Source organism: Puia sp. (genome assembly GCF_036500295.1).
In the GTDB taxonomy this organism is placed as follows: domain Bacteria; phylum Bacteroidota; class Bacteroidia; order Chitinophagales; family Chitinophagaceae; genus Puia.
Map to the genome: position 1 here is coordinate 12747 of NZ_DASYCH010000125.1, position 24867 is coordinate 37613.

Consider the following 24867-nt stretch of genomic DNA (forward strand, 5'->3'; position numbering starts at 1 on the left):
CGGCCTGTTCGATCAGCCCTATTCCAGTTTCCGGATACGGTGATTCCCTGCATCCACGACATAGATATTGCCGGCGCCGTCCAGTGCGATCCCGGAGGGATAGTTAAACTCTGCGTTGGTGCCAACGCCTTCTTTAAAGCCTTGAACGCCATCTCCTGCAATGGTAAAGACGACCCCGGTCGGACTGATCTGCCGGATCCGTTGGTTGATCAGATCCGCCACATAGATATTTCCATGCCCATCCGCAGCCACGCCGGACGGGTGGTTGAATTTGGCTATGGGGCCGCTCCCATCCTGAAACCCTGCCGTTCCATCTCCTGCGAGGGTTACCACCTCTCCCGCGGGAGTGATCCGCCGAATCCGGTTATTATCCCCATCCGCTACGAACACATATCCCGCGCCGTCGACTGCCAGACCTCTCGGAAAGCTAAACCTGGCGGCACTCCCGGTCCCTTCCTGAAAGCCGTAGGTGCCGTTCCCCGCCAGCGTACTTACCTCTCCCGCAGGAGTGATCTTGCGGATACTGCTATTATAGGTATCGGCCACATAAACATTTTCGGCGGCATCGACTGCCACGCCTTCCAAATTCTTGAACTGGGCCACATTACCGGCGCCTTCTTTAAATCCCGGCGTACCGTCGCCCGCGAGGGTGCTGACATCCCCGGCAGCCGTGATCTTCCGGACCCTGTAGTTATTGGCATCGGCCACATAAACAACGCCGGCGGAAGTTACCGCTACGCCATAAGGATTATAGAATGAGGCGGCAGTCCCCTTCCCTTCTTTGAACACTTTTGTGCCATCACCCGCCCAGGTGCTTACCTGGCCATCGGATGTGACCTTTCTTATCCGGTGGTTGAGAACGTCCGCCACATAGATATTGCCGGCGCCATCGACCCCTGCGCCATTGGGGGAGTTAAATTCCGCAGCGTTTCCGGGCCCTTCCTTAAACCCGAAATTTCCATCCCCGGCAAGAGTGGTAACCGTATAGAGATATTGAAAAATAGTCGGAGCGCCGGCCACCTGGCTTCCCACCTGAACCTGTACGACCCCGATGCCGGCATGCAACGGTACTTTCACGGTGAGGATGTCCCCTTTCGCGGAGAGGACTGTCGCCGGCACATTATTGATGGTGACGATATTCCCCGCAGGGGTCGTACTGAAATTCTTCCCGAGGATGGTAATGACCGAATCCTTCGCCGCGCGCACCGGCGCGAAAGAAGTGACCTGCAGCGGCCCGGGAGGCTCGACCGGGGCCGGCGGATGATCTTTTTTGCAGGAGGATAAAGCCGCAATGCCTGTGGTCAGGATCAAGAGAGAAAAGATAAATTTCATAACTCAGTTTTATTGTATCCCTCCTGACAACAAAGAAATGCTTTTCGTTATCCTGGAGCCCCGATTTCTAAGGAACGGCGGCTTTTGGCTGATTATCGGCGGCTCGCACCCTCACTCCGCCTTCAAGGTCTCCGCCGGGTTGGCGATTGCGGCCTTTATCGCCTGAAAACTGATGGTGGCAAGTGTGATAACGATGGCCGCAGTACCCGCGGCTACAAATACCCCGGGACCGATACTGATCCGGTAGTCATATTTCTGCAGCCAACCCTGCAAAAAGTATAAAGCGATCGGACTGGCGATCAGGCAACTTATAAAGACCAGGAAAATAAAATCCCTGGTCAGCAAGAGCCAGATCTGCGATACGGAGGCGCCAAGCACTTTGCGAATCCCGATCTCCTTGTTGCGCTGCTCGGCCATATATGCGGCAAGGCCAAACAGCCCGAGACAGGAAATCAAAATGGCCAGGCCGGCAAAGACCGCCGACAGGTTCCCTACCAGCATTTCCATGTTGAATTTTGCCGCGTAGCTGGCATCCTCAAAGAAATACGCGAAGGGGACGGAAGGGTTGTATTTATTGAAAATGGGGCCAAGCTTCGCAATCGCCTCCTGGGTGCTGATCTGAGGAGATAACCGGTACATCATAACTCCCGGAGCCGGCTCGTAGTCATATACGAAAAGGGTGGGATCGGCGGGCTCAAAAGGAGATATCATCAATGCATCCTTTACCACCCCGATGATCGTCCGGGTAGTGTCGTAGGTGAGGTTTTGTTTCAGCGGTTGTTTTAATTGAAGCCGTTTTACGGCCGCTTCATTGAGGATCACCGTAGTCTTATCCGCAATCCCGTCGAAATCCACGCCCTGCGCCATTTGCATTCCCAGGGTCTTGAAATAATCCTTCCTGACCCAAACAACCCCGAGGGTCATCCGTTGGCCGGCCTTTTTACCGGGCCAGTTACTGATGTCGTCGTGTAAGTTAATGCCCGTTGCCGGCGCCGAGGCCATCGTAACCGATTGGGCAATTCCTTTTCCGATCAGCTCATTTTTCAGCGCATCGAAGTTGTGAACCAGGTCTTCGCTCATCGCCGTCCCCATCACCCGGTTCAGGTCGTAACCCGTCGGCCGGCTCTTCGCATGCTGTATCTGCTGATAAACGATCATCGTACTAATGATCAGGGCGATGGAGCAGCTGAACTGCAGCACCACCAGGACTTTTCGGGGGAGCGTCGCCACCTTGCCGACATGCAGGGCCCCTTTTAAGACTTTGACAGGTTGGAAAGAAGACAGATAAAATGCTGGGCGGCTGCCGGCCGCAAGGGCGGTGACGCAAAGGAAACCGGCCATCAGAAGCCAGAACAGACCGTTGGAATAGGGAATGTGGATCTGGTTCTTCGTAAGAATATTGAAAGCCGGCAATGCCAATTGCACCAATGCAATGGAAAGCAAAAAAGACAGGAACACCAACACAAACGATTCCGTCAGGAATTGCACGACCAGATCCTTCCGCTCTGAACCTATGGCCTTACGGATACCCACCTCACGCGCCCGTTTTTCCGAACGGGCCGTAGTAAGATTGACAAAATTGATACAGGCGATCGCCAGAACAAAAAGCCCGATGATGCCGAATAGCCGGACATATTCAATAAAGCCGCCGGCCTCCCTGCCACTCCTGTACTCCGTATAAAGGTGCCAGTTCTTCATCGGTTGCAGGATCACTTCCGTCGTCCTGGCATTGGGGTCATTCTCCCGTTTTTCAATGTCTTTTATTTTAGGAGCGATCTGCGCCCAGGATACCCCGGGTTTCAGTTTCACGAACTGCTGAAAAGCATTTCCGCTGCCAAAAGGCAAGGACCGCATGTGTTTTACCCAGGGTGTGATTTGTTCGTAATAGCTGAAGGGTACCAAATAGTGAACCTGGAAAGAAGAATTGGCAGGCAGGTCTTTCAGAATACCCGTGACCTTCAGGTCGTTCTTATTATCGAAGCGAACGGTCTTGCTGAGCGGGTCCTCATTGCCAAAGAGTGCCCTGGCGGTCGATTCCGTCAGGACGATGGAGTAGGGATCCTTCAGGACCGTATTGGCGTTCCCCGCCAACAAGGCAAATTGAAATATCTTCAGAAAGTCGCTCTGCACCTGGCCGCCATCGATAAATAATTTTTTATCCGCCACCTTCAGGCCATGATCGCCAAACCAATCCGTTTCGGAAACATATTCAATCCCGGGAAACTCGGTACGCAGGACTTCCGCGAGTTTAGTGGGGGTGCTGTTCTCGGTATCCGGATTCCCGTCCATGTTGTAATTGCTCTTCACCTGGTAGACCTGCTGATATTCCGGGAGAAACCGGTCATAGGAATATTCGTTATAAACCCATAGGCCGATCAACAACGTAACGGCCATTCCAATTGCCAATCCCAGGATATTAAGGGCGCTGTAGCCTTTGCTTCTGATAATATTGCGCCAGGCGGTTTGAAAGTAGTTTTTGAGCATGTCTTGGTTTTTTTCATTACCACTAAGAGAGTGTCCCCCAGGCAATTTTACGAAATATCGTCGTTTTCACCTTGTCGAAAGACGAAATATCGCATTCGGCACCTCGTTGCATTATCTATCGTCCTCGCAATCAGCCGGATAAGAATCGGTTCGAAATTGGGATCACCCCGGACATGAAACCGAATAAAAACACCCTTGCCGGCGCAATGACTGCCGTGTCGGCATCAGTAATTATCATCGCAGTTATGGCTTTTAACGAGCCCATCACAAAACCGATCATAAAACAAAAGGAGGCCAACATGACCCAGGCAACAAAACGACGACCCATCACTTTGTCGGAAGACACGTCGGTCCGTTCGTTTCCGATCCATTTTCCCAAAGAGGCGATTGCCGACCTTCGCCGGCGTGTCGCTGCCACGAAATGGCCCGGGCAGGAAACGGTGACCGACGCCACGCAGGGCGTACAGCTCAAGACGATGCGTGAACTCGCGAAGTATTGGCAGACCGATTACGATTGGTACAAATGCGAGGCAAAGTTGAAAGCGTTGCCTCAGTTCGTAACGACCATCGACGGAGTGGACATCCATTTCATCCATGTCCGCTCGAAGAATCCAAATGCGTTGCCGATGATCATCACCCATGGATGGCCCGGATCGATCATCGAACAACTGAAGATCATCGACCCGCTGACCAATCCGACGGCACATGGCGGAGGCGCGGCGGATGCCTTTGACGTCGTGATCCCTTCGCTGCCGGGCCATGGTTTTTCGGGGAAGCCGACGACGACCGGCTGGGATCCTGTCCGCATCGCCCGTGCCTGGATCGTGCTGATGAAACGCCTCGGATACACGCGCTATGTGGCGCAGGGCGGGGATTGGGGGAATGCCGTCACGGAACAGATGGCCCTGCTGGCGCCGCCCGAACTGATCGGGATCCATACGAACATGCCTGCCACGGTACCGGACGACATTGCAACGGCACTCCAAACCGGCAAAGCGCCATCCGGGCTCTCCGCCGAAGAGCAAGGGGCTTATGATCAGCTCGAATTCTTCTACAAACATGGCCTTGGTTACGCGCAGGAAATGGCGGGTCGCCCGCAGACGCTCTATGGACTGGAAGACTCCCCGATAGGCCTGGCGAGCTGGATGCTCGATCACGATGCAGCCAGTCAGGCGCTTATCGCCCGCGTCTTTGACGGCCAGACCGAGGGGCTTACCCGCGATGATATCCTTGACAATATCACACTCTACTGGCTGACGAATACGGCCGTCTCTTCTGCCCGCCTATATTGGGAAAGCAAATTGCCGTTTTTCGCTCCGAAGCATATAGTCATCCCGGTGGCCGTCAGCGTATTCCCGGATGAGATCTATGCCGCGCCAAAGAGCTGGACGGAGCGGGCCTATCCCAAACTCATCCATTACAACCGGCTTCCCAAAGGTGGTCACTTCGCGGCCTGGGAACAGCCGGAATATTTTACGGAAGAGATGCGTGCGTCGTTCAAGTCGCTGCGGTAACGATTCCCTAAACGGATAATGGCCGGCGCTCGCGATCCTTACCTTACTTTTGAAGGATGAAAAAACATAAAAATATCCTTGCGAGTTTGCTCTTTACCGGTGTTATCGGCCTTGGCCTCGCGGCGATACCAAATGGCGTGCAGGCGCAGCAGCCAGGCCTCAAACGCGTCGACCTGCAACGGCATGATCTTAGCGCACCCGGATGGGAAGCCATCCAGGTGCGCGTCGACTTCGGCCCGGGTGTGGTGGCCCCAAGGCACCGGCATCCGGGTGAAGAGATCATTTATGTCCTCAGGGGATCCATCGAGTACCAGGTGGAAGGCAAACCACCCGTAACACTAAAGACCGGGGACGTTTTGTTTGTCCCGGCGGGCGCGATCCATTCGGCGAAGAATGTCGGGCGCGACGAGGCAAGTGAACTTGCGACCTATATCGTCGAAAAAGGTAAACCGCTTGTCGAACCGGTTAAATGAGCGACAACTTTACCTCCTCGTCACGGTCACCCTCAGGAAGTTGGCGGGGATGGACGTGGTGTTCGCATTGCCGCTTTGATTTTGGCGACTGAACAGGTCTTCCAGTTCCCGCTGCAGCTGATCCGCCTTTCCAATTTTTTCGGCGGCATCAAAGGCATTCATCGTGGGTCCATAGTATTTACGAAACAGGTCGACGAATTCGGCCGGGGTACAGGAGATCGCGAAGGTAAAGCTGTCTGTAAAAAATGCGATGTCGTCCTTTGCCACGCCGGCACTTGTAAAGCGTTCGACCACATTGCTTTCCACTCCCCATAACATGGGGCTGACAAAACCTTCGGGCGGCGGCGGAGTATAGGCGGCGCTGATCTTCAGGATCTGGGCCACAAGGGTGGGATCGCCCGGTATCCAGTTGCCCATTACGATCCTTCCCCCCGGACGGGTGACCCGGACTAATTCCCGGGCAACGTCGAATGGCTTTGGCGCGAACATCGCCCCAAAGACGGTCACGACGAGATCAAAACGCTGATCACTGATCTCACTCAGGTCGGTCGCATCACCCAACTGAAAGGTACAGTTGGAAAGACCTTCCTTCTTTGCCCTGGCCTGGGCCGCCTCGACGAGATTGCCCGCGATGTCCACGCCTAATACCTCGGCGCCCAGTCTTGCTTCGGGGATGGCGGTGTTCCCATCGCCGCAAGCCAGGTCCAACATCCTCAGACCTTTGGTAATACCCAGTTGAGCGACAAACGCGGAACCGCTGGCCCGCATGCTTTCGGCGATCTTCGTAAAGTCGCCTTTCTCCCATAGTGCTTTGTTAGGATTCATTCTGCTTGGTGTTTTTATAATTTGAAATGCAATGTTAGCGGTTTGCGAAGGGGTGGAGTTGACTCAGGGGTCCAATTGTATGACTTAAAGGGCCGGAAGTCGCGGGTGGGGGATCCGGCCGGAGGATGGGATCGGGAATTTTCATAAATTTAGTGTCTATGGACAATTTTCTCGAACGGGTATTACAGCATCCTCAATATTACCGGCAATTCAATTGCGGCAAGTCGCTGATCACTGCCTTCAATTGTCCCATGGAGGCCCGTTTGATGAAAAGCCGGTTTGCGGGTCTGTGGACGGAACACAACTATCTTTTTTATGTGATCGACGGCCGGAAGATCTGGCACACGGCAGGCGGGTCTTATGATATTCAAAAGGATAGTTGCGTGTTCGTACGAAAAGGCGGATTTATCCTGGAACAGATTCTGGATACCGGATTTTGCGTGATGTTGTTCTTTATTCCCGATGATTTCATCTGCGAGACCCTGCAGGCCCGGACAAAACCGCTGGTAAGCTATGAGCAGAATTTCGAACCGGTGATGCTGATCGAGGCAAGCGAAACCCTGAAGGGTTTTTTTCTTTCGATGTCCTCCTATTATACAGAGACCAGGGACCCCGATCCATCCCTGCTGGAGATCAAATTCAAGGAATTGATCCTGAACATCGCGGACAATACCGCCAATAAGGACCTGCTGGCTTATTTCTCCTCGCTGTCCCACGAGCCGCAGACCGTGTTGCTGAAAAGGGTGATGGCGGACAATTTTTGCTTTAACCTGAAATTAGAAACCTATGCTCAGTTGAGCAACCGGAGTCTTTCGGCGTTTAAAAGGGATTTTGGAAAGCTTTTCCAGAGTACGCCCGGGAAATGGTTGCTCGAGAAAAGGTTGCACCATTCCCTGCACCTGTTGAACAATCAGAACAAGACGGTGAATGAAGCGGCTTTTGAAAGCGGCTTTCAGAGTCCCGCGCATTTCAGCCGGGCTTTTAAAGCGAGGTTTGGCAAGGGGCCGACGGAGATGAAAAGGATCAACAGTCAGGGGGTTGATGCACGATGAAAGACAGGGGCCGATGGGGGTTTTCCTTGTCCACGGTGACGGTCAGCCTCAGCCTTTCCCGCCAGCACCGCAGGATCAGCTGCTCGACATCCCGTTCCCGCCGGTGAAATTTGTGCTCGCCTTCCCGGTTCTCCAGATAAAATCCATCGAAGTCGCCGAAGAAGTCATACAACAGCCTCACGACCTTCCCGGTAAATTCATAAAGATCCTTGTCACCGCCGTGATGCGGAGGTTTGTGGTGTCCGCCGGGGAGTTTGCCCTGGCTGTTACCGGTGGGATCGGGAAGGATATGGGCAGGGTTGCCACCGAAAGAGGTTACTCTATCACCGATCACTTTCAGGTAACGCTGAAAGACGGGATACCAGCGGCTGAGCACGGGAACAGCCTCTCCGATCCATTTGAGTACGGACAGGTTCCGTTCTTCCCGTATCCGGAGCGTCGCCTTGTTGCGCACCGGGATGGTCAATTGGAAGGCGCCTGATACTTTCCGCCATTGGAAGGCGCCGGACCCCGTCGACGCGGCTGCTTTCCTGCCTCCGGGCCCGCTTTGCACGGGAATCCTCCCCTTCCCGTTCGCATGCGTCACCTGCCTCACGACGACGTTGTATGTTTTGTTATGCGGCAATCCTTCCGGCATCCCGATCGTCAGCATCCCCGGAAAGTGAATTTCCGTGCCTTGGGGGACCGGCAGCCAGGTGATCCCGACGGGTTCACATTGAAGCGTATAATCGTCCACTTTTTTGAATCGCGACCAGGTGTACATCCGGGATGCCAGTTGCAGGATGGTGTCGGCGGGGGCGCCGGGCAGGAATATGGATGCCACGCAGCCTGCCGGCAGTTGTCCCCAGTCGATCATCAGCTCGTCGGCCTGGGCGCCCGCGGGCAACGTCATCGCCGTAGGCCGGATGACAAAAGTCGTTACACCCATTGCCGAGCCCACATCGGACCACGCGATGTTGCGTTGGGCAAGTTTATCCCAGTTGGAAGGGTCTTTACCCGCCGGGATGCTCACGGGATCGAAGGCGATCTCGGCGATCAGGCATTGATGCAGGTTGCGGAGCATCGACTCCTGGATGGTGAGTGCGGGATTGGAAGGATCCGTGAACGGCCCGTTTATCAGCGAGGCGGGAACTCTCGCCGGCAAGACCGGGTTGGGGAAGAAAACATTCTTAAAAGGTTGGTTGATGTCCAGCCAACATCCAAAAAAGGTATCTACCTCCGGACCGCCTATTGACGTGATGGGTTTGACATTGGCAGCATCGGTTTGCTGGGTCAGCGCCATCATCGTTGAGTCGATCCGTTTTTCGGCGAAAAAGGGGATCGTCACAAATTCAGTGCCCCCGATACCCGGCAGCGCAATGGGCTGTCCCGCCGGGTTGTTCGGCCACCGCCGATACGTCGTCGACAGGTCGAAGGCGGCCGATGTCGTTTGCGCCTGGAACATCCGAAAGAATACGCGGACGTTTACGGCGCCGAGCAGGCCGATATAATGCACCTTGGCCAGCGCGAAATTGAAAACGGCATTGCCGTCGTCGTCGGTGGGCTGGAGAAATAATTTCGACTGTTCTTCTTCTTTCGGCAGAGACTCGAATTCCGCCGGCGTTATCCGCTGCATCACCTCCTGGATAAAGCGGGGGGCGTCAGAAGCGCCGGTCAAGGCGGCGGCTCCAAAACTGGATTGCCCCTCCCGGACGACCAGGAAGCGAAGGTCCACACTCAGCCAATAGGGATCCCCGTGGAAGATAAAGGGGTTGGGTTGTTTGATCAACTCCAGCTGCGCCGCGGCAAGCTGACTAAACGCGGTGATCGCGATGGTTACCAGCTCCGTCTCCGGGGCAAAAGAAAAAGCGCTGTCGTTCGGAAAATCGAGATTGAAGAAAAAGGTAAACCGCTGCGCCTCGGCGCCATAACTCCCGGTAGTCGATTGATTTCCCGCCGCCAGCAAAGTCAGTCCCGTGGCCGGGAGGGCCTGGGGGGAAGCGGCAAGGTTTGCCGAGCTGTTGTGAATGCCTATCTCATTTGCCGTAAACCCGTCGAGGACGACGCGAAAGGCATCGGGGACCGGCAGGCCGTTCAGACTGTTTCTCGGCTGTGTCCTTCTCGCCCTGATCTCATCTTCCCCGAGCGTACTACGGTTGATCACGATGGTCACTTTCTTCTCCGGCACGATGTCGGTAAACAACTCCTGCACCCCCGTCCTGGTATCCGTCCATAAGGGGTAGAAGCCGCGGACGCTGGCATCGATGCCAAAATAGTCCCCGATAAACGTAACACTGGAATCGATGGTGCCGTCGGTATGATGCGCCCAGGGTGCGTCGACGGCAGGATCCCAGGGCTGATCGGTTACGGTATAGGAATTGAATGTCGCGCCGCCGTCGAAGGATTGCGCCATGAGCACATCGATGAGCAGGGTTGACGGCTTCGGCCCGAATTCGTAAAACGCACAGCCGAACACGCCACTTGGGTCGGCGGCGAATTGCGGAAAAAAATGCTGCATGTTCGCCGGAATGGAACCTGTCAGCAGCGGTTGACCGGAGGCGCCCGTCGTCCAGGAAGTGCCGCCATCCACCGATCGGGCATAATAGATGCGGGATGCCCCTCCCCGGTAATCATCCCAGGCAACCACTACCGTCTGACCGGAGACGCAGGCAGTGGGACAGGTTACTACCCGGAAATTCGCACCCGGAAATACCGACCAACCACCCGCACTAGGCAATCCCGAACCGAACGTCGTAATACCGGTTGCAGGGGCAACCGGCGTCAACTGAAAACTATTTCCGCCATCCGTCGATTTCAGCATCTTGATCATGCTTCCTGCCAGCCATGCGATGTATATATCGCCATTAGCCGACACGTTGATCTCCGGCAGGTAAGAATCCCCCGTAAGACTGGTTGCACTGACGGTATTTCCGCCGTCACCGATCCAGGTGGCGCCATGATCGAGGGACCGGGCAAAGCGCATGGTCGAAAGATCGTCCCAGACTGCATATATTCTTCCATGAAAGGGGCTGGCGGGATTGGTATCCCCCACCATCCATTGCTTGTCATCGTTGACGCTGGTATGGATGAGATTGGGGGCGCCCCAGGTCTGACCACCGTCCGTAGATTTATAAACGACCATTCCGATCGTGTCGAATTTCGGCGGGTTCTTTCCCACGAGACCCAGGGTATAGACGTTGCCGATATCGTCCCACGCAACCGTCGGGTCAGTCATCACCGTGGCACCGGCCGGCAATGCATAGGGCGCTGAATTCTGCCAGGTGTGGCCACCGTCGGCAGAAAATTCGGCTGCCAGCGTAAAATCGTAGGTATGGATATTATTGAATCGCTTGGAGGCCGTGACGATCTGGAGCGGGTTGTTGGGATTGATAACGATGGCACATTCACTGTGGGCGTTGTTCGTGCTGCTGTTCCTGGTAACCTGGATGTTTGACATATGATGAAACATTTGGTTCCTTTGTTCGCTTTTTCCTGAACGACATCTTCTTCTTCCAGTGTTCCAATTCAAACAAGGGCGCACCGGGATGCTCGGCCCTTCGCTTCCACAGCAACACGATGAGCAGAAGGGTGTTCAATACATTGACGCCAAGCAATACATAGAAGACGTCTCCTTTGGGGAGAAAGAACAGGGCTACCGATGCGGCGCCTGAAAGGATCGAATAGGCTATCAACAGAGATCTCCGCAGATAAATGGCATTTATCAGGGTTGCGACCGTGAGGGCAATCAGCAGCTCGAATAATCCTCCATCGACAAATACTTCCATGCGACGACATTTAGAGCGTTACCAGAAAAAGAGAGGGGATGATACAAGGTATCGGAGAATCGGCACAAATACAAGGGTATTTATACGGTATCTAATAAAAAGGGCCGCCCGATGGGCGGCCCTTTTTATTAGCCGGAATTTTTATAGTACCAGCAGTTTCGTCGTCGCGAAGGAAGTGGCGGTGGTGACTCTTACCGTATAGATACCACGGAGACCGACCAGGCCGACGGTGACGATCGGCGTGCCGGGCAGCCCGCTTTGTTGCTTGACTACATTCCCGCTGGAGTTAAGGATCTGGATGACATAGGGACCATCCGCATGGGCTACGATGAGTTCCGTGAAGCCGATAGCGGGGTTCGGAATAGCGGTGACCGTCAGCGGAGGCGTGAAGGTCAGGCTAACCGTGTTGGAGAGCGTGAAGTTCCCCAGCGATACGATCTGCTTGAGCCGATAGTAGTTGATACCGGGCAGGGGCAGCGGATCGGTGAACGTGTAGTTCGTAGAAGGATCCGTGCCGTTACTGCTCTTTGCCTGCACCAGGCCCACCGGCAGGAAGAACCTGCCATCGAGGCTCTTTTGCACTTCGAACACCTTGGTCTTGTTTTCAGGAGTGGTCGTCCATTTCAGCAGGCCCGTGTTCCCTTGTTTGACCGCGGTGAAGGTGAGCGGCGGCAGGATCGCTCCGGTGTCGATCGGCGTGAATGAGTACTGCGTGAACACCGGGTAGTGGTCCGTCGTCGTGCTGCCGTAGTTGGGAACCAGGGTAGCGACATCGGAACGTACCGTGGCCGAGTTGGGCAGATAGAACCTGCTCATCGTATCACTGAGGATCACGTTGTCGATCACACTGGTGAAGTTGACGTCGGAGTGCTGACCGGTCGGGCTTAGCGGCTTGGTCGGGAAGCTATACAGAGCCGAGTCGTCAATCGTGAACCAACTCCAGGAGGTGACCGGCGGGTTGACACCTGCGGTGATGGTGGTATTCAGGTCGTCGTTGAAATCGCCGAGGATCACCACATTATCGTTGGGATAGGTTGCTTTAATCAGGGAGTCCAACGCATGGGCGCCGTCCGCGCGACGGGCGTAAGCCGTCAGTACGGGTGAGGTGTTCGCCTTTGCATGAACGTTGATAAAGCGAACGGTTTGTGTCTTTGTGCCGCCATGGTTATCGCTAAGCGTGATGTTGGCCGTCAGCATATAGGGGAACCTGCCGCTTGCCCAATCATTGTAATACAGCGTGGACGGATCGAGCGGGTTGCTGGTGCCAAGGGTCAGCAGGGAGTCCGTACGGACGACCGAGATCTTGGCGGTATTATAGACAAAGGCCAGTTTCTGCACGGTGATCAGCGGATCGGGACCGCCGGGGATCGTGGGATTGGAGAACGAGCCGTATTGACCGACTACCAAGGCATAGCCCGGCATCGTGGCAACGATGGAGTCGAGAGCCTGTTGGTCACAAACTTCCTCGAGAGCATACAGATCGGCATGCAGGCTGGGAAGAACCGTGCCTACATTCTTCTTCTGTAGCGCCTTATCGGTGGGTCCGAGTGTCGGATCGGGGGTGCCGAACCAGTTGAGGTTCCAGTCGATGACGCTGAGAGTGGAAGCGGGATCGATGCTGTTGCCTTTTACATTAACGACGGCCGTCGAGTCGGAGATGGCGACGATGACGGAGTCGATAAACTGGCGGTTGCCGGCAGCGGGCGTGAAGCGGATGAATACCGGTTCGGTCTTGTTGTTGGCCGTTGCTGCAGTGAATCCGACGGAGTCGCTGAAGTGCAGGCTGTCGGTGGAAACCTGAAAGCTGCCCGAGGAGGTGATCGTGAGATTCGAAGTGAGGTCGTTGCCGGTGACGAGCAGCTTTTGTGTCGCGGTGCTGTTGGCAGCCGTAAACCCGAATTCGAGATTATCCGTGCTCAGGGTGAGGCTTGGCGGCGGCGGGGTCAGCGAGTTGACCAGGCTGATATCATCCACCGTCCAGCGGGAGCCGTCCTGGGTGCTCGAGGTATAGACAAAGGCGATGTATACGGCCGTATCCTTAAAGCCGGACAGGTTGATGTTCGTGGATGGGGTCCAGACGTCGGAGGCCTGGCTTGGGAATTTGCCGTTCAGGTCGGTCCAGTGAGCGAGGCTGGGATCACCGGAACCCGTGTAGTCGGTGGAGATCTTCAGCGTCAGCGGAGAGCCGGCGAAGGCGTTGCGGCTCCAATAGCCCAACAGCGGGAAGGTAGTCCCGGTGAGATTGAACCGGGGACTGATCAGCCAATCCTGGTTGACGTTGTTGATCCCATTGGCGAAGCCGTTGATCTCAACCGCATGGCCGAACGGCGTTGTTCCCGCAGGCGCCGAACTGTCGCGGCCGAAGGTGGTGCAATCCCATACCTGGGCGCCCGTTACGCTGAAGGCCGTGAAGCCGTTTGGCAGCTGGCCGCTGCCCAGACAGCTGTCAAAGCTGGTGATGAACGGCAGCGGTCGTGCGACGGTGTTATTAAAGGTGCTGAAGGTCCACGCACTGTTGGTGCTGAGACCGGCGAAGGGGTTACCGAAGATATCCAGGAAGGTGCCTGCGCCAATGCGGATCGAGTAGCTGTTACCACCGGCGAGTGGCAGATGGAAGACGACCGAGTCATTGCTGACCGCGATGCGGGCGTCGCTGACGGGGATGGGCGTACCATCGATGCCATTGGTCACGAGTACGATGCTGCCGGTGCCCTTGACGACGGGTTTTGTGAATACCAGAACCGGGATGGTGCTGGATGGGATCTGCACCGAGCCGGTGGCCGGTACAAGCGTCTGCACCAGCGGCGGCGCTGTTGTAAAGGTGCTGTTCCGCGGGTTAGGCGTGGCGACCTGGAAATCCGCGGAGTTGTTGTTCGCGTCCTTGCCGTCCGGCGTGCGCAGGTCGGCGGTGGAGTTGGTCAAAACCGGGGCGGGTGCGGCTTCGAAGCCGGTTGCCGTCGGCCCAAAACCGACGATGTCGATGACCGATGCCCCGGTGGGATTGGCGCCGGTTTGAGCCGCGGTGGAATTACTCAGAAGGACCTTCCCCGAGGTGGCGCTCATGGCGATGGCGCCGGTGACGTCCGGTGTCGGCAGCGGGGCGTTGGGAGAGGCGCCAATGGCTTCCTGCACCAGGAAATAACCGTGCGGCGGGATCGTACCGGTAAGCGGCGTCACCTGCCAGGTGGTGCCGGCGGAGGAAGAATATTGAACGGACCAGCCGGAGAGATTCACGGTGGTGTCGCCGTCGTTGAAGAGTTCGATAAAGTCGTTGGAGAAAACAGAACCGGAGTTACCGCCGCCGCCATAGACCTGGTTGACGACGATCTTTGCCGCCGGCGCCGTTACCGAACCGGTGAGCGGGACGTTTTGGGTGATCGCCCCTGTGGAAGTAAGGACGAGGGATCCGGTGACTGCGCCGGAGGGTGCGCCTGCCGTGAGTCGGACGAGGACCGGCGTGTCGGCTACCGTTCCACCCGTCTGGGTAAAGGAAGCCGATGCGAAAAAGTTTGTACCGTCGCGGGAGAGTTCATAGCCGGTGGGCGCGGTCGCGATGATATTACCGGTGAGGTTGACGCCGCCGATGGTGAGGGATTGAGCAGGGGATGCGGTCCCGGATACGGCGCTGAAGCCTGATAGCGAGGAGGGGGAAGCCGTCACCGTCGGTATCGGCACGCTCCCGGAGGTGGTCGCGGTGACGCTCAGGTCGTCGATGCGCCAGTTGGCGGTATTCTTCCCTGCATTACCCGCGCCGTTGTAGGCGTAAAGGCGGATGGTGATGGCCTGGCCGGCGGCGCCGGCGATATTTGCCGGGCTCGAATTGAGGGCCCAGGCGCTGTTGTTGGCCAGTGCGCCGGCGGCGGCAGGTGCGGCAAAATTGTCGAGGCTGGTGCGAATGTCATATGCCTGCGGTCCCGTCCCGGTGGACCGGCTGCCGAAGCCGATCTGGCTGACGGTAACGGCTACACCCGGAGAAGGGGTCAGCGTCCATTCGAAATAGGTGGTCGTATCGGGGCGGAAAGCGCCGGTATTGGCGGCGGCCCCGGCGTTATTGCCGCCGGTTGCGCCAGTGTAACCAGATGAAGCAGAAGTCGTTGACAACAGCGGAGTAGTGCCGTTGTTGTTGCCTTGTATAACGGCTGAGATGGAGACCCCCGCCGGAATACCGGAGGTGGGAGTTGCCGCCGAAAAGTCCCAGATGATCTGGGCATGGCTCAGGGCGGGCAATAGGAATGCAAGGACTAACAGGTAAAGTTTTCCCATTACAGATTAGTTTGATTTTGAAGGTAATAATTGATTAGTGTCTGGTTTTGGCTTAAACGGGATTGGAGCAACGGAGGATTGTCAAGGATATGGCGGGCAAATCTAGGGGTAAAATAAAAATCGCTGTTTTTTCTTATTTGAACAAATTATTAATAATGCATCGTTTCCCGGATTAGGTACTTTTAGTCAATGCAACAGCTATCTACCATCGACGAAGTACTTGCGCGACTCGAGGCGATCCTTGCCGATGCACAGGCACACGGAAAACGGACCGGTTATTTCGCGGCGCTGTATAACAAGGTGACCGCCGCAGTAAAGGACGGGATCGCCAAAGGAACTTTCGAAGATGGGCCGCGGATGGCCCGGCTGGACGTGTTGTTCGCCAGCCGTTATCTGGATGCGCTTGATTGCTGGGAGAACGGCCGGCCGCTTACCGATTCCTGGAAGGCCGCTTTTGAAGCCAGCAGGCATTCCTCACCGCTGATCCTGCAGCATCTTTTATTGGGCATCAATGCGCATATCAACCTGGACCTCGGCATTGCGGCCGTAGAGACGATGGGAAACCAGCCGGTGGATGGCATTCATATCGATTTCAATTCCATCAATGCCATTCTCGGGTCATTGACCAATGAGGTGATCAGGGAGATCGATCATATGTCTCCCCTGCTTTCGCTGATGGGGTTACATGCGAATCGAACGGATTCTTTATTGGTGCAGTTCAGTATCGGGAATGCCCGGGACGGCGCATGGTGTTTTGCCGAGGAACTGGGGAAGGCGAAAGGGGAAGCGGTTGCGGCCCTGATCCGGCAGCGGGATCAGGATATCGCCAGGCTGGCTGCGGCGCTGACGCATAATTCCGGGCTGATGCGGTTTACGCTTTGGGTGATCCGGCTGTTCGAGTGGGGCAATGCCCGGAAGGTTATCGGCGAGTTGAAGGGACGAAGCAAGAAATTTTTTTCTGCGAAGGAATTGTGATGTTAGTTACCTTGTGCCTCCATCAAAATCACCGCTTATGCCAGCCATTGGAAATACGCCGCTGATCCGATTAGAGCGATTGTCGGAGCCGGGGTGCGCCGAGATCTTTGTAAAATATGAAGGAGCCAATCCGACCGGCAGCATGAAGGACCGGATGGCGCTGTCGATGATCGAGGGCGCCGAAGAACGGGGCCAGCTGAAGCCGGGAGGCAAGATCGTGGAATACACCGGGGGCAGTACGGGAAGTTCGCTCGCGATGGTTTGCGCCACGAAGGGATACCGGGCGCATTTTGTGTCCTCCGACGCCTTCTCGCAGGAAAAGCTGCTGACGATGCGGGCCTTTGGCGCCGAGCTGGAGCTTTTCCCCAGTCAGAACGGCAAGATCACAGCCAGGCTGATCGATGAGATGATCGTGCGGGCGCGGGAACTGAGCAAGGAGCCCAATGTTTTCTGGACGGATCAATTCAAGAATACAGACAACCGGAACGCGTATCACGCCATGGCGAGGGAGATCATCCGCGTGTTGGGTAAGGATATCGCCGAGTTTCTGCAGGGTGTGGGGACCGGCGGCTGTTTTTCGGGCAATGCCGAAGTCTTTAAAGAAGAAGTTCCCGGGATCCGTTGCATCCCGATAGAGCCGTTGGGTGTTCGCGCGCTTTCGGGCGGGGATATCTCCGGGACCCACCGGCTGGAGGGGATCGGAACCGGTTTCGTGCCGGCCATCTGCCGCCTTGATCTGGCCGATGAGATCATCGCCGTTTCGGACGCCGACGCGTATGCGACGGCCCGCCGGCTGGCCCGGGAAGAGGGCATCTTTGGCGGGATCACCTCCGGTGCGAATGTGTGGGCAGCGATCCAGCGCGCGCGGGTGATCGGCGCGGGCAAGAAGATCGTCACGATCATCTGCGACTCGGGGTTGAAATATCTTAATGGCGACCTTTATAAATCTTGATCTGCAGATGGTGGATATCGCGGCCATTGGCGCCGATGCATCTTTGTTTGATGAGAAAAATTTTGCCGACCGGGCCCAGGCGCTCGATGGGCTTGAGGACTATTTGATGGCCGGGGATGACGGGCCGCTTGGCAGGAAGGCGGCGGATCTGAGGCGCGCATTGGAGGACGTGGATGCGGCGCTTTTCCAAAAGTTGCGGGAAAGGATCCGAAACGGAGAATGCCGCGGAAAAGCATTCCGGGAAATGGTGGCGGAGTATGTAAAGATCGATTATGAGGAATCAGGCTATGATCATCTCGATCTGTTTATAAACCGGCTGTTGTCAGTGCAGGAAATGCCGATGCCGACCCTGGAGCTGGAGCCGGAGATGGTAGAATTTTATAAAACCCCGGCGAGGATCGTTTTCGGCTGGATAGACCGGATCGGGTTTCCCGCCGACGCTGTTTTTTACGATGTGGGCGCCGGGTTGGGGCAGGTGGTGTTATTAGTGCACCTGCTAACGGGTATCAGAGCCCGGGGCGTCGAGATCGAGCCGGCCTATTGCGATTATGCGCGGGACTGCGCAGGCGGGCTGGGGTTGCAGGATGTTGACTTTATCTGTGCCGATGCCCGGAATGCCGACCTCAGTGATGGGACGATCTTCTTTCTGTATACCCCGTTCAGGGGAGCGATGTTAAAGAGCGTGCTCGACCGGCTGAAAGCGCTATCGGAATCGAAGTCCATCGAGGTGCTTACGTATGGCCCCATGGCGAGCCTGGGCAATTAAAATAACGATCGCAGCACCCCCAGCCTTCGCGAGTTGATCATAACGGGAGACGGCAGCGTCCCATTACCGGTCGGCCGGCGCCGGGTCAGCCGGTGCGCGAAATCTATTCGCTACGCAAGCTTTTTACGGGATTGGAAATCGCAGCTTTTATCGCCTGGAGGCTGACAGTCAGCCAGGCGATAGCGACAGCGATGAGTCCGGACAGGGGGAACAGCCACCAGCCGATATCGATCTGGTAGGCGAAGCTCTGTAGCCAGCGGTGCATGGCATACCAGGCCATCGGAGTGGAGACGAGGATGGCGATGCAAACCAGGCCGAGAAAATCGCGGGAGAGCAGGAGAGTGATATTGGTCACCGTGGCGCCCAGGACCTTGCGGATGCCGATCTCCCTTGTCCGCTGTTCGGCGGAGAAGACGGAGAGTCCGAAGAGGCCAAGGCAGGCGATGAGGATGGTCACGAGGGTGAAATAGCCGACGATCGAGGAGCTGCGCTGATCTTTTTCGTAGTTGGCCTGAAAGTCCTTGTCGAGGAAGGAATAGGCAAAGGGTTGGTTGGGGTTGACCCGTTTCCAGGCGGCTTCGGCTTCTCGCAGAATGGATGCGTAGGCGCCGGTGTTCAGATTGGCGATGAGATAGCTGTGCGGGTTGCCGAGGGTGGTGGTAAGACCCAGCGAATAGATCGGTTTGTACAGACTTTCGAAATTAAAATCTTTGACGACGCCGACGATCTGCATGACGGCATGTTTTCCCTGAAAGTCGTAAGAGATCTTTCTGCCGACGGCGGTATTCGGGTCATAACCCAGCTGTTTCAGGGCCGTTTCATTGAGGATGATGCTGTTGGAGTCGGCGGTCGATCCTTTTGTGAATTCGCGGCCGTGGAGCAGCGTCAGTCCCAGGGTCCTGCAATAGCCGTCATCGGCAGCGATCAGGCTGATATCGACGACGTCGTGGACGGTCTTGCCTTCCCCGTAGAAGAGCAGATCGTTGATGTTAGCAATTCCGGGATAGGAAGAGCCGCCCGTAACGGATCGGATGGCGGGTATTTTGCCGAGTTCGTTTTTCAGCGCGACAAAATTGTCCGCCATTTGCTGATTTTGCAGGGGGAGAATAAGCTGTTGGTCTTTTTTGAAGCCAAGGGAACGGCTGTTGAGATAGTTCAGCTGCCGGACAATGATGATGGCGCCGGAGACAAGACCGATGGAAATGGTAAATTGAAAGACGATAAGCCCTTTGCGGATGGCGACAGCGGAAAAAGTATTGAGCACCCGCCCTTTCAGCACCGTGATGGGGCGGAAGGCCGATAGATAGAAGGCGGGGTAGAGCCCTGAGACGATGCCGGTGATCAACGTGAGAGCGCCGATGCTCACCCAGACGAGGGGCTCATCGAAGAGGTGCAACTGCTTTTGAACGAGATCGCCGAAAGCGGGGAGGAGCAGCCGGGTGAGGGTACTGGCCAACAGCAAGGCGAAGCCACTCATCAGGATCGACTCACCGAGGAACTGATAGACCAGCGAATGCCTTTCCGCACCCAGCACTTTGCGAACGCCTACCTCTTTCGCCCTCTTGGCGGAACGGGCCGTCGAGAGATTCATGAAGTTGATACAGGCAATGATCAGCACGAAGGCGGCGATGCTGCCCAGGATATAAAGCGTGGTGGCGTTGCCTACAGATGCCACCTCATAGTCGAGGTTGGAATGCAGATAGATGCTCGTCAGGGGCTGGAGGAAGAACCGCCGCTGGATCCCGAAGGCCTTGAGGTCGGCGCCGGCGTGCCTGTCGATGTCGGCGTTGAGCTTTTTGGTGAAGGCATCCGGATCGGGAGCCGTCTTCAGCCGGATATAGGTGTGGAAGATGCTGGTGGTCGCCCAGTTGGTCTGCGAGACCACCCATTTGCCGATATCATTATTGCGCATAGACAGGAAGAAATGGGCGGGAATATGCGATTTGAGATCCTCGTCGCGGAAGACGCCGGTGATGGTATAGTCGTTGTTGCCGAAGGGAAGCCCGAGGGTAATGGGGCGGCCGACGGGGTTCTCGTCCCCGAAGAGTTTTTTCGAAAGGGTCGCCGAGAGGACGATGGTGTTGGGTTGGTCGAGCGAGTTGGCATTCCCGTAGCGGAAGTCATAGGTGAAAACCTGGAAGAAGGTGGAGTCGACATAGTAGCCGTTGGGTTCATAAAACTGCTTTTGTTCCTTGCCTGTCTTGACGGTGAGGAGGAACTTATCTGCCATGGGGAATTTCAGGAGACGGGTGGTTTGGGCGATCTCGGGCAACTCGGCCTTCAGAGTGGCAGAGACGGGTGCGGGAGTTCCGGCCCAGCCTTTGTTCACGGTGGCTCCGGCCGTGCCGCCGGCAGCGGCCACGCGATAAATGAGGTTGGCATCCTTATTCTGCCGGTCATACCCGGATTCACTGACAATATATAGGAGGATCAGCAAACAGGTGGTGAGGCCGATGGAGAGGCCAAATATATTGATAATACTAAAAACCTTGTTGCGGGTCAGGTTGCGAAAGGCGACCTTGAAATAGTTTTTAAGCATGTCCAAAAAGGGCCAAAAATATGCCAACGCCATAAACTTTTGAGAGTCAGATGATTCGGCCACAGCTATAAATGGCAACCGTTCGAATGTGATACATCGATTGTCCGATGTCGTGGTTTTACGAGGGAAAGCACCTATGACGGGCGACGGATGGATATTATCTTTGAGGCTTAGTCATCGTCCCCGTGAATGAAGAACCCATTTCACCGTACCCACGGCGGACTATCGCTTCTCCACTATTCTATTCTTAACCTTCACACCGATCATTTAGCAATCCATACCTGGGACCGGCATTGTTTTACTCAAACTTAAAACGATGTTGATTTCAAAAGTACCCTTTGTTTGCAGCCTGGCTATTGCGCTGGCATTTCCTTCTGCTGCAAATTCCGGCCTGCCTTCTTTCGGTGAGACGAAAGTCATGGTTACAGCCGATCCACTTACCACTCAAAAAACGGTTTCCTTCGCACAGCCCGGCCGGGACGAAATGGCCTATGTCCATGCGTACATCCGCGAGAACGACGAGTCACTCCTCGCGGTAAGGGAAAGAAGCAAGCGTTATTTTAAGATCATCGAATCCGTGTTGCGGAAATTCGGTCTGCCGGCGGAGCTGAAGTATCTGGCCGTCATCGAATCCGATCTGAAGACGACGGCGGTGTCGCGTGTCGGGGCGAAAGGCCTCTGGCAGCTGATGGCCGCTACGGCTCAGGACCTGGGCTTGAAAGTCGATAGCCTGCAGGACGAGCGGACCAATTTTTATAAGAGCACGAAGGCCGCGGCGCTGTATCTGCGCGATCTGCACCGGACCTTTAAGGACTGGCGGCTGGTGCTGGCTGCCTACAACGCAGGGCCCTTACCCGTTTTCCGGGCTATGCACCGGTCGAACAGCACCGATTTCCGGGTGCTGGAGCGTTATCTGCCGTACGAATCGCGAACGCATGTAAAGCGGTTTATGGCTACAGCCTATTATTTCGATGGAGAGGCCGGTACGGCGGTGACCATTTAGTTGGACTGCCGGTATTCGCTGGGAGACTTGCCCGTCTTTGCCTTGAAGAGTTTGGTAAAGTGGGACGGGTGTTCGAACCCCAATTCGTACGCGATCCCGCTGACGGATTGGGAGGTATCCCAGAGCAGGGTCTTCGCCTTCTCGACGAGCCGGAGGTGGATATATTCCTGGGTGGTCTTGCCGGTGTGCTTCCGGAGAAGATCGGAGAGATAATGCGACGAGAGGTTCAGCCGGACGGCAAAGTATTTTACGTCGGGCAGGCCGGTCTCGATGAGCGGGCCGTCGAAGCAGTCCTTCAGCAACCTTTCGAACTGCTGCACGATGTCGTGGCTCGACTTTGTACGGGTAAGCCACTGCCGGTCATAGAAGCGGGTGCAGTAGTCGAGCAGCAGCTGGATATTGCTGACGAGGAGATTTTGGGTGTGTTTGTCGATGCTTTGCGAGTATTCCCGTTCGATAGTTTGTATAGTAGTACCGAGAATGAGCTTCTCCTCTTCCGAAACATGCAGCGCCTCGTTGGTGTCATAGTCGAAGAACGAGTAGTCCCGGATGTTCCTGCCCAATGTGGTGCCGTGGAGAAGATCGGGATGGAAGAAAAGGCCCCAACCTTCGGTGACGCGGAGGTCGGGGCTGGAAGCGATCACCTGCCCGGGGGAGGTGAACATGAGGGTTCCTTCTTCAAAATCGTAGTGGCTACGGCCATATTTTATTTCTCCCGTGAACTTTTTACAGGAGATGGCATAGAAAGCGACGCGATGAAAGACCTCGCCGGCGGGGCGGACTGGGTTGGTCTTTGTGAGATCGATGACGGTCACGAGCGGATTCTTTGGCGGCGGGCAGCCATAGAACCGGTGAACGTCCCCAATGGTCTTTACATCGATGTATGTCATGATACCTGGAGGTTGAAATGTGCGGCGACCATTTGCTTGTAAGCGAGGTCGCCTTTTTCCATTTTGACATTGATCATCTGCTCCGCGTCGGCGCCGACGATGTAGCGAAGTTGCGGCGTGCCGTCCGTCGCGGCGGCATAGATGGTCGTGCTCACCTCGGAAAGATCAGGGTTTCCACGCCCCGGCGTCTTTGCGATCTCCGTGAATTTAGCGAATATTTCCCGGTAGTCACCGAGTTCCCCGGCACCGAAGTAATCCATGGACGAGCCGTTGAAGTTGGTGCGGTAGCTGCCGGGTTCGATGATCTTGAGGCCGATGCCGAAGGGGTTGAGTTCGAACTGCAGGGCTTCCGTGAGGCCTTCGAGCGCCCATTTCGTTGCGTTGTACAGGGTTCCAAACGGAATGGTGATGCGGCCGCCCATGGAGGACAGGTTGACGATGACACCTTCCTTTTGTTCCCGCATGCGGGGGAGCACGGCCTTTATCACGTCGATGAGCCCAAAAAGGTTGACGTCGAATTGCTTTCGGATCTGCTGGTCGGAGGCTGCTTCCAGGACGCCGATGGCGCCAAAGCCCGCGTTGTTGACCAGCACGTCGATCCGGCCGAACCGATGGATGGCTTTTTCTACGGCTTCCCTGATGCTCTTTTTGTCGGTGACATCGAGCTTGACCTTCAGGAAGCTGTCCGGGCCGAGCCCGGTTTCCTTTTCGGGGTTGCGCATGCTTGCGACTACGTTCCAGCCTTTGCTTTGAAAGAGCTGTGCGGTGGCTTTACCAAAGCCGGAGGACGCGCCGGTGATGAGGACGGTCTTTTTCATTTTGTATCATTTTGTTGATACAAAGTTCTATCCGGCGGGGATGGGCCACTTGAACATTTGGGTGGAAGGCTTATACATTTTGCTTCACCCGTGAGGAAACCAGGCTCTTGCGGTATTAATTCCCTGCGTTATTTAATGGTCGCGATATCGATGACGAAGCGATAGCGGACGTCGCCTTTCTCCATCCGTGCGAAGGATTTCGTGATATCCCTGATGTCGATCATTTCGATGTCGGAGACGATATTGTGCTCGGCGCAGTAGTCGAGCATTTCCTGCGTTTCCTTCAGTCCCCCGATGCTGGAGCCGGCGAAGCTCTTACGGCCGCCGACGACGGTAAAGGGCTGGATGGGGATCGCCGTTGACGGCAGCCCCACGATACAATGCGTGCCATCCCTCTTCAGCATGGACATATACATGTTGACATCGTGCTCGGCGGAGACAGTGTCGAGGATGAAGTCGAAACTGTTGGCGGCGGCTTTCACCTGTTCGGGGTCTTTGGTGACGAGGAAGTGGTGGGCGCCGAGCTTTTTCGCATCCTTTTCCTTGGAGGGCGAGGTGCTCATGACCGTAACCTCCGCGCCGAAGGCAGCAGCGAATTTCACACCCATATGCCCCAACCCGCCGAGACCGACGATGGCAACCTTGTGTCCCTTGCCGATCTTCCAGTGACGGAGGGGGGAGTAGGTGGTGATGCCGGCGCAGAGGAGAGGCGCGGTTGCGGCGAGATCGAGTTTTTCGGAGATGTGCAGGACGAAGTCTTCGTGGACCACGATGGAGTTGGAATACCCGCCATAGGTGGGTGTCTTATGGTCCTGTTCGGTGCTGTTGTAAGTATAAGAGCCGCCATTGGTACAGTATTGTTCGAGGTCGTCCTTGCAGTTGTCGCAATGCCGGCAGGAGTCCACGAGACAGCCGGTGCCGGCGAGGTCACCGACCTTAAACTTCTTTACCGCACTTCCCACCTTGACTACTTTTCCTACGATCTCATGGCCGGGGACCATCGGGAAGATGCCGGGGAACCAGTCGTTCTTGATCTGGTGAAGGTCGGAGTGACATACTCCGCAGAACTGGATATCGAATTGTACATCGTGCGGGCCAACGTCGCGGCGTTGGAAATTCCAGGGAGCCAGATCGGTTGTCGGGGACTGTGCAGCATAGCCTTTTACTGGGATCATATTTCCGTTTTTTTGATTTTGTAGTAAGTTAGACAAATTGGC

General features: G+C 55.8%; 17 protein-coding genes. 7 read left to right on the top strand and 10 right to left on the bottom strand.

Features of this window, described 5'->3' with window-relative positions; translation table 11 throughout:
* Positions 1 to 18: 18 nt before the first annotated feature.
* Positions 19 to 1332, bottom strand: a complete 1314-nt coding sequence (locus VGM48_RS22845) for an IPT/TIG domain-containing protein (protein ID WP_331582882.1) — start codon at positions 1330 to 1332, stop codon at positions 19 to 21.
* A gap of 111 nt (positions 1333 to 1443) precedes the next feature.
* Entirely contained in the window at positions 1444 to 3816 is a 2373-nt protein-coding gene (locus VGM48_RS22850; protein ID WP_331582884.1) for an ABC transporter permease, read from the bottom strand.
* Between the two features lie 173 nt (positions 3817 to 3989).
* Between VGM48_RS22850 and VGM48_RS22855 the strand changes: the two genes are divergently transcribed.
* Both VGM48_RS22855 and VGM48_RS22860 read left to right on the top strand, forming a co-directional pair.
* Complete coding sequence (locus VGM48_RS22855; RefSeq protein WP_331582886.1) at positions 3990 to 5330, top strand: epoxide hydrolase family protein; 1341 nt, start codon at positions 3990 to 3992, stop codon at positions 5328 to 5330.
* Positions 5331 to 5386: 56 nt separating this feature from the next.
* The gene (locus VGM48_RS22860) at positions 5387 to 5803 is read left to right on the top strand and encodes a cupin domain-containing protein (RefSeq protein ID WP_331582888.1); all 417 of its coding nucleotides are present in this window, start codon (positions 5387 to 5389) and stop codon (positions 5801 to 5803) included.
* Between the two features lie 9 nt (positions 5804 to 5812).
* Here VGM48_RS22860 and VGM48_RS22865 read toward each other — a convergent pair whose 3' ends face one another.
* Complete coding sequence (locus VGM48_RS22865; protein WP_331582890.1) at positions 5813 to 6628, bottom strand: class I SAM-dependent methyltransferase; 816 nt, start codon at positions 6626 to 6628, stop codon at positions 5813 to 5815.
* A gap of 158 nt (positions 6629 to 6786) precedes the next feature.
* Here VGM48_RS22865 and VGM48_RS22870 point away from each other — a divergent pair, with 158 nt between their 5' ends.
* Complete coding sequence (locus tag VGM48_RS22870) at positions 6787 to 7680, top strand: AraC family transcriptional regulator (protein ID WP_331582892.1); 894 nt, start codon at positions 6787 to 6789, stop codon at positions 7678 to 7680.
* Here the strand turns inward: VGM48_RS22870 and VGM48_RS22875 are convergent.
* From VGM48_RS22875 to VGM48_RS22885, 3 genes are all read right to left on the bottom strand, one after another.
* Positions 7652 to 11116, bottom strand: coding sequence for a sialidase family protein (locus VGM48_RS22875; protein WP_331582894.1), 3465 nt, complete (start codon positions 11114 to 11116; stop codon positions 7652 to 7654). The two genes, VGM48_RS22870 and VGM48_RS22875, sit on opposite strands and share 29 nt — an antisense overlap.
* Positions 11064 to 11444 (bottom strand): hypothetical protein, encoded by a 381-nt coding sequence (locus VGM48_RS22880; RefSeq protein WP_331582896.1) that lies wholly within the window; start codon positions 11442 to 11444, stop codon positions 11064 to 11066. The genes VGM48_RS22875 and VGM48_RS22880 overlap by 53 nt, the downstream gene beginning before the upstream one ends.
* A gap of 141 nt (positions 11445 to 11585) precedes the next feature.
* Entirely contained in the window at positions 11586 to 15707 is a 4122-nt protein-coding gene (locus tag VGM48_RS22885) for a lamin tail domain-containing protein (RefSeq protein ID WP_331582898.1), read from the bottom strand.
* Positions 15708 to 15896: 189 nt separating this feature from the next.
* Here VGM48_RS22885 and VGM48_RS22890 point away from each other — a divergent pair, with 189 nt between their 5' ends.
* Genes VGM48_RS22890 through VGM48_RS22900 form a run of 3 tightly spaced genes read left to right on the top strand, consistent with a single transcriptional unit; the run spans position 15897 to position 18400 of the window.
* Entirely contained in the window at positions 15897 to 16682 is a 786-nt protein-coding gene (locus VGM48_RS22890) for a DUF5995 family protein (RefSeq protein WP_331582900.1), read from the top strand.
* A gap of 37 nt (positions 16683 to 16719) precedes the next feature.
* Positions 16720 to 17634, top strand: coding sequence for a cysteine synthase family protein (locus VGM48_RS22895; protein ID WP_331582902.1), 915 nt, complete (start codon positions 16720 to 16722; stop codon positions 17632 to 17634).
* Positions 17612 to 18400: a hypothetical protein gene (locus VGM48_RS22900; RefSeq protein WP_331582904.1), complete on the top strand. Its 789-nt coding sequence runs from the start codon at positions 17612 to 17614 to the stop codon at positions 18398 to 18400. The genes VGM48_RS22895 and VGM48_RS22900 overlap by 23 nt, the downstream gene beginning before the upstream one ends.
* A gap of 103 nt (positions 18401 to 18503) precedes the next feature.
* Here VGM48_RS22900 and VGM48_RS22905 read toward each other — a convergent pair whose 3' ends face one another.
* Entirely contained in the window at positions 18504 to 20939 is a 2436-nt protein-coding gene (locus VGM48_RS22905; RefSeq protein WP_331582906.1) for an ABC transporter permease, read from the bottom strand.
* A gap of 316 nt (positions 20940 to 21255) precedes the next feature.
* On the opposite strand from VGM48_RS22905, the gene VGM48_RS22910 reads away from it, so the two are divergent.
* Positions 21256 to 21942 carry a lytic transglycosylase domain-containing protein gene (locus VGM48_RS22910; RefSeq protein WP_331582908.1) on the top strand — a complete coding sequence of 229 codons (687 nt, stop codon included), beginning with the start codon at positions 21256 to 21258 and terminating at the stop codon, positions 21940 to 21942.
* Here VGM48_RS22910 and VGM48_RS22915 read toward each other — a convergent pair.
* From VGM48_RS22915 to VGM48_RS22925, 3 genes are all read right to left on the bottom strand, one after another.
* Positions 21939 to 22832: a helix-turn-helix domain-containing protein gene (locus VGM48_RS22915; protein WP_331582910.1), complete on the bottom strand. Its 894-nt coding sequence runs from the start codon at positions 22830 to 22832 to the stop codon at positions 21939 to 21941. The genes VGM48_RS22910 and VGM48_RS22915 overlap by 4 nt on opposite strands.
* Positions 22829 to 23650 carry an SDR family oxidoreductase gene (locus VGM48_RS22920; RefSeq protein WP_331582912.1) on the bottom strand — a complete coding sequence of 274 codons (822 nt, stop codon included), beginning with the start codon at positions 23648 to 23650 and terminating at the stop codon, positions 22829 to 22831. Before VGM48_RS22920 ends, VGM48_RS22915 begins: the two co-directional genes overlap by 4 nt.
* 128 nt (positions 23651 to 23778) lie before the next feature.
* The gene (locus tag VGM48_RS22925; protein ID WP_331582914.1) at positions 23779 to 24825 is read right to left on the bottom strand and encodes an NAD(P)-dependent alcohol dehydrogenase; all 1047 of its coding nucleotides are present in this window, start codon (positions 24823 to 24825) and stop codon (positions 23779 to 23781) included.
* Positions 24826 to 24867: the final 42 nt, after the last annotated feature.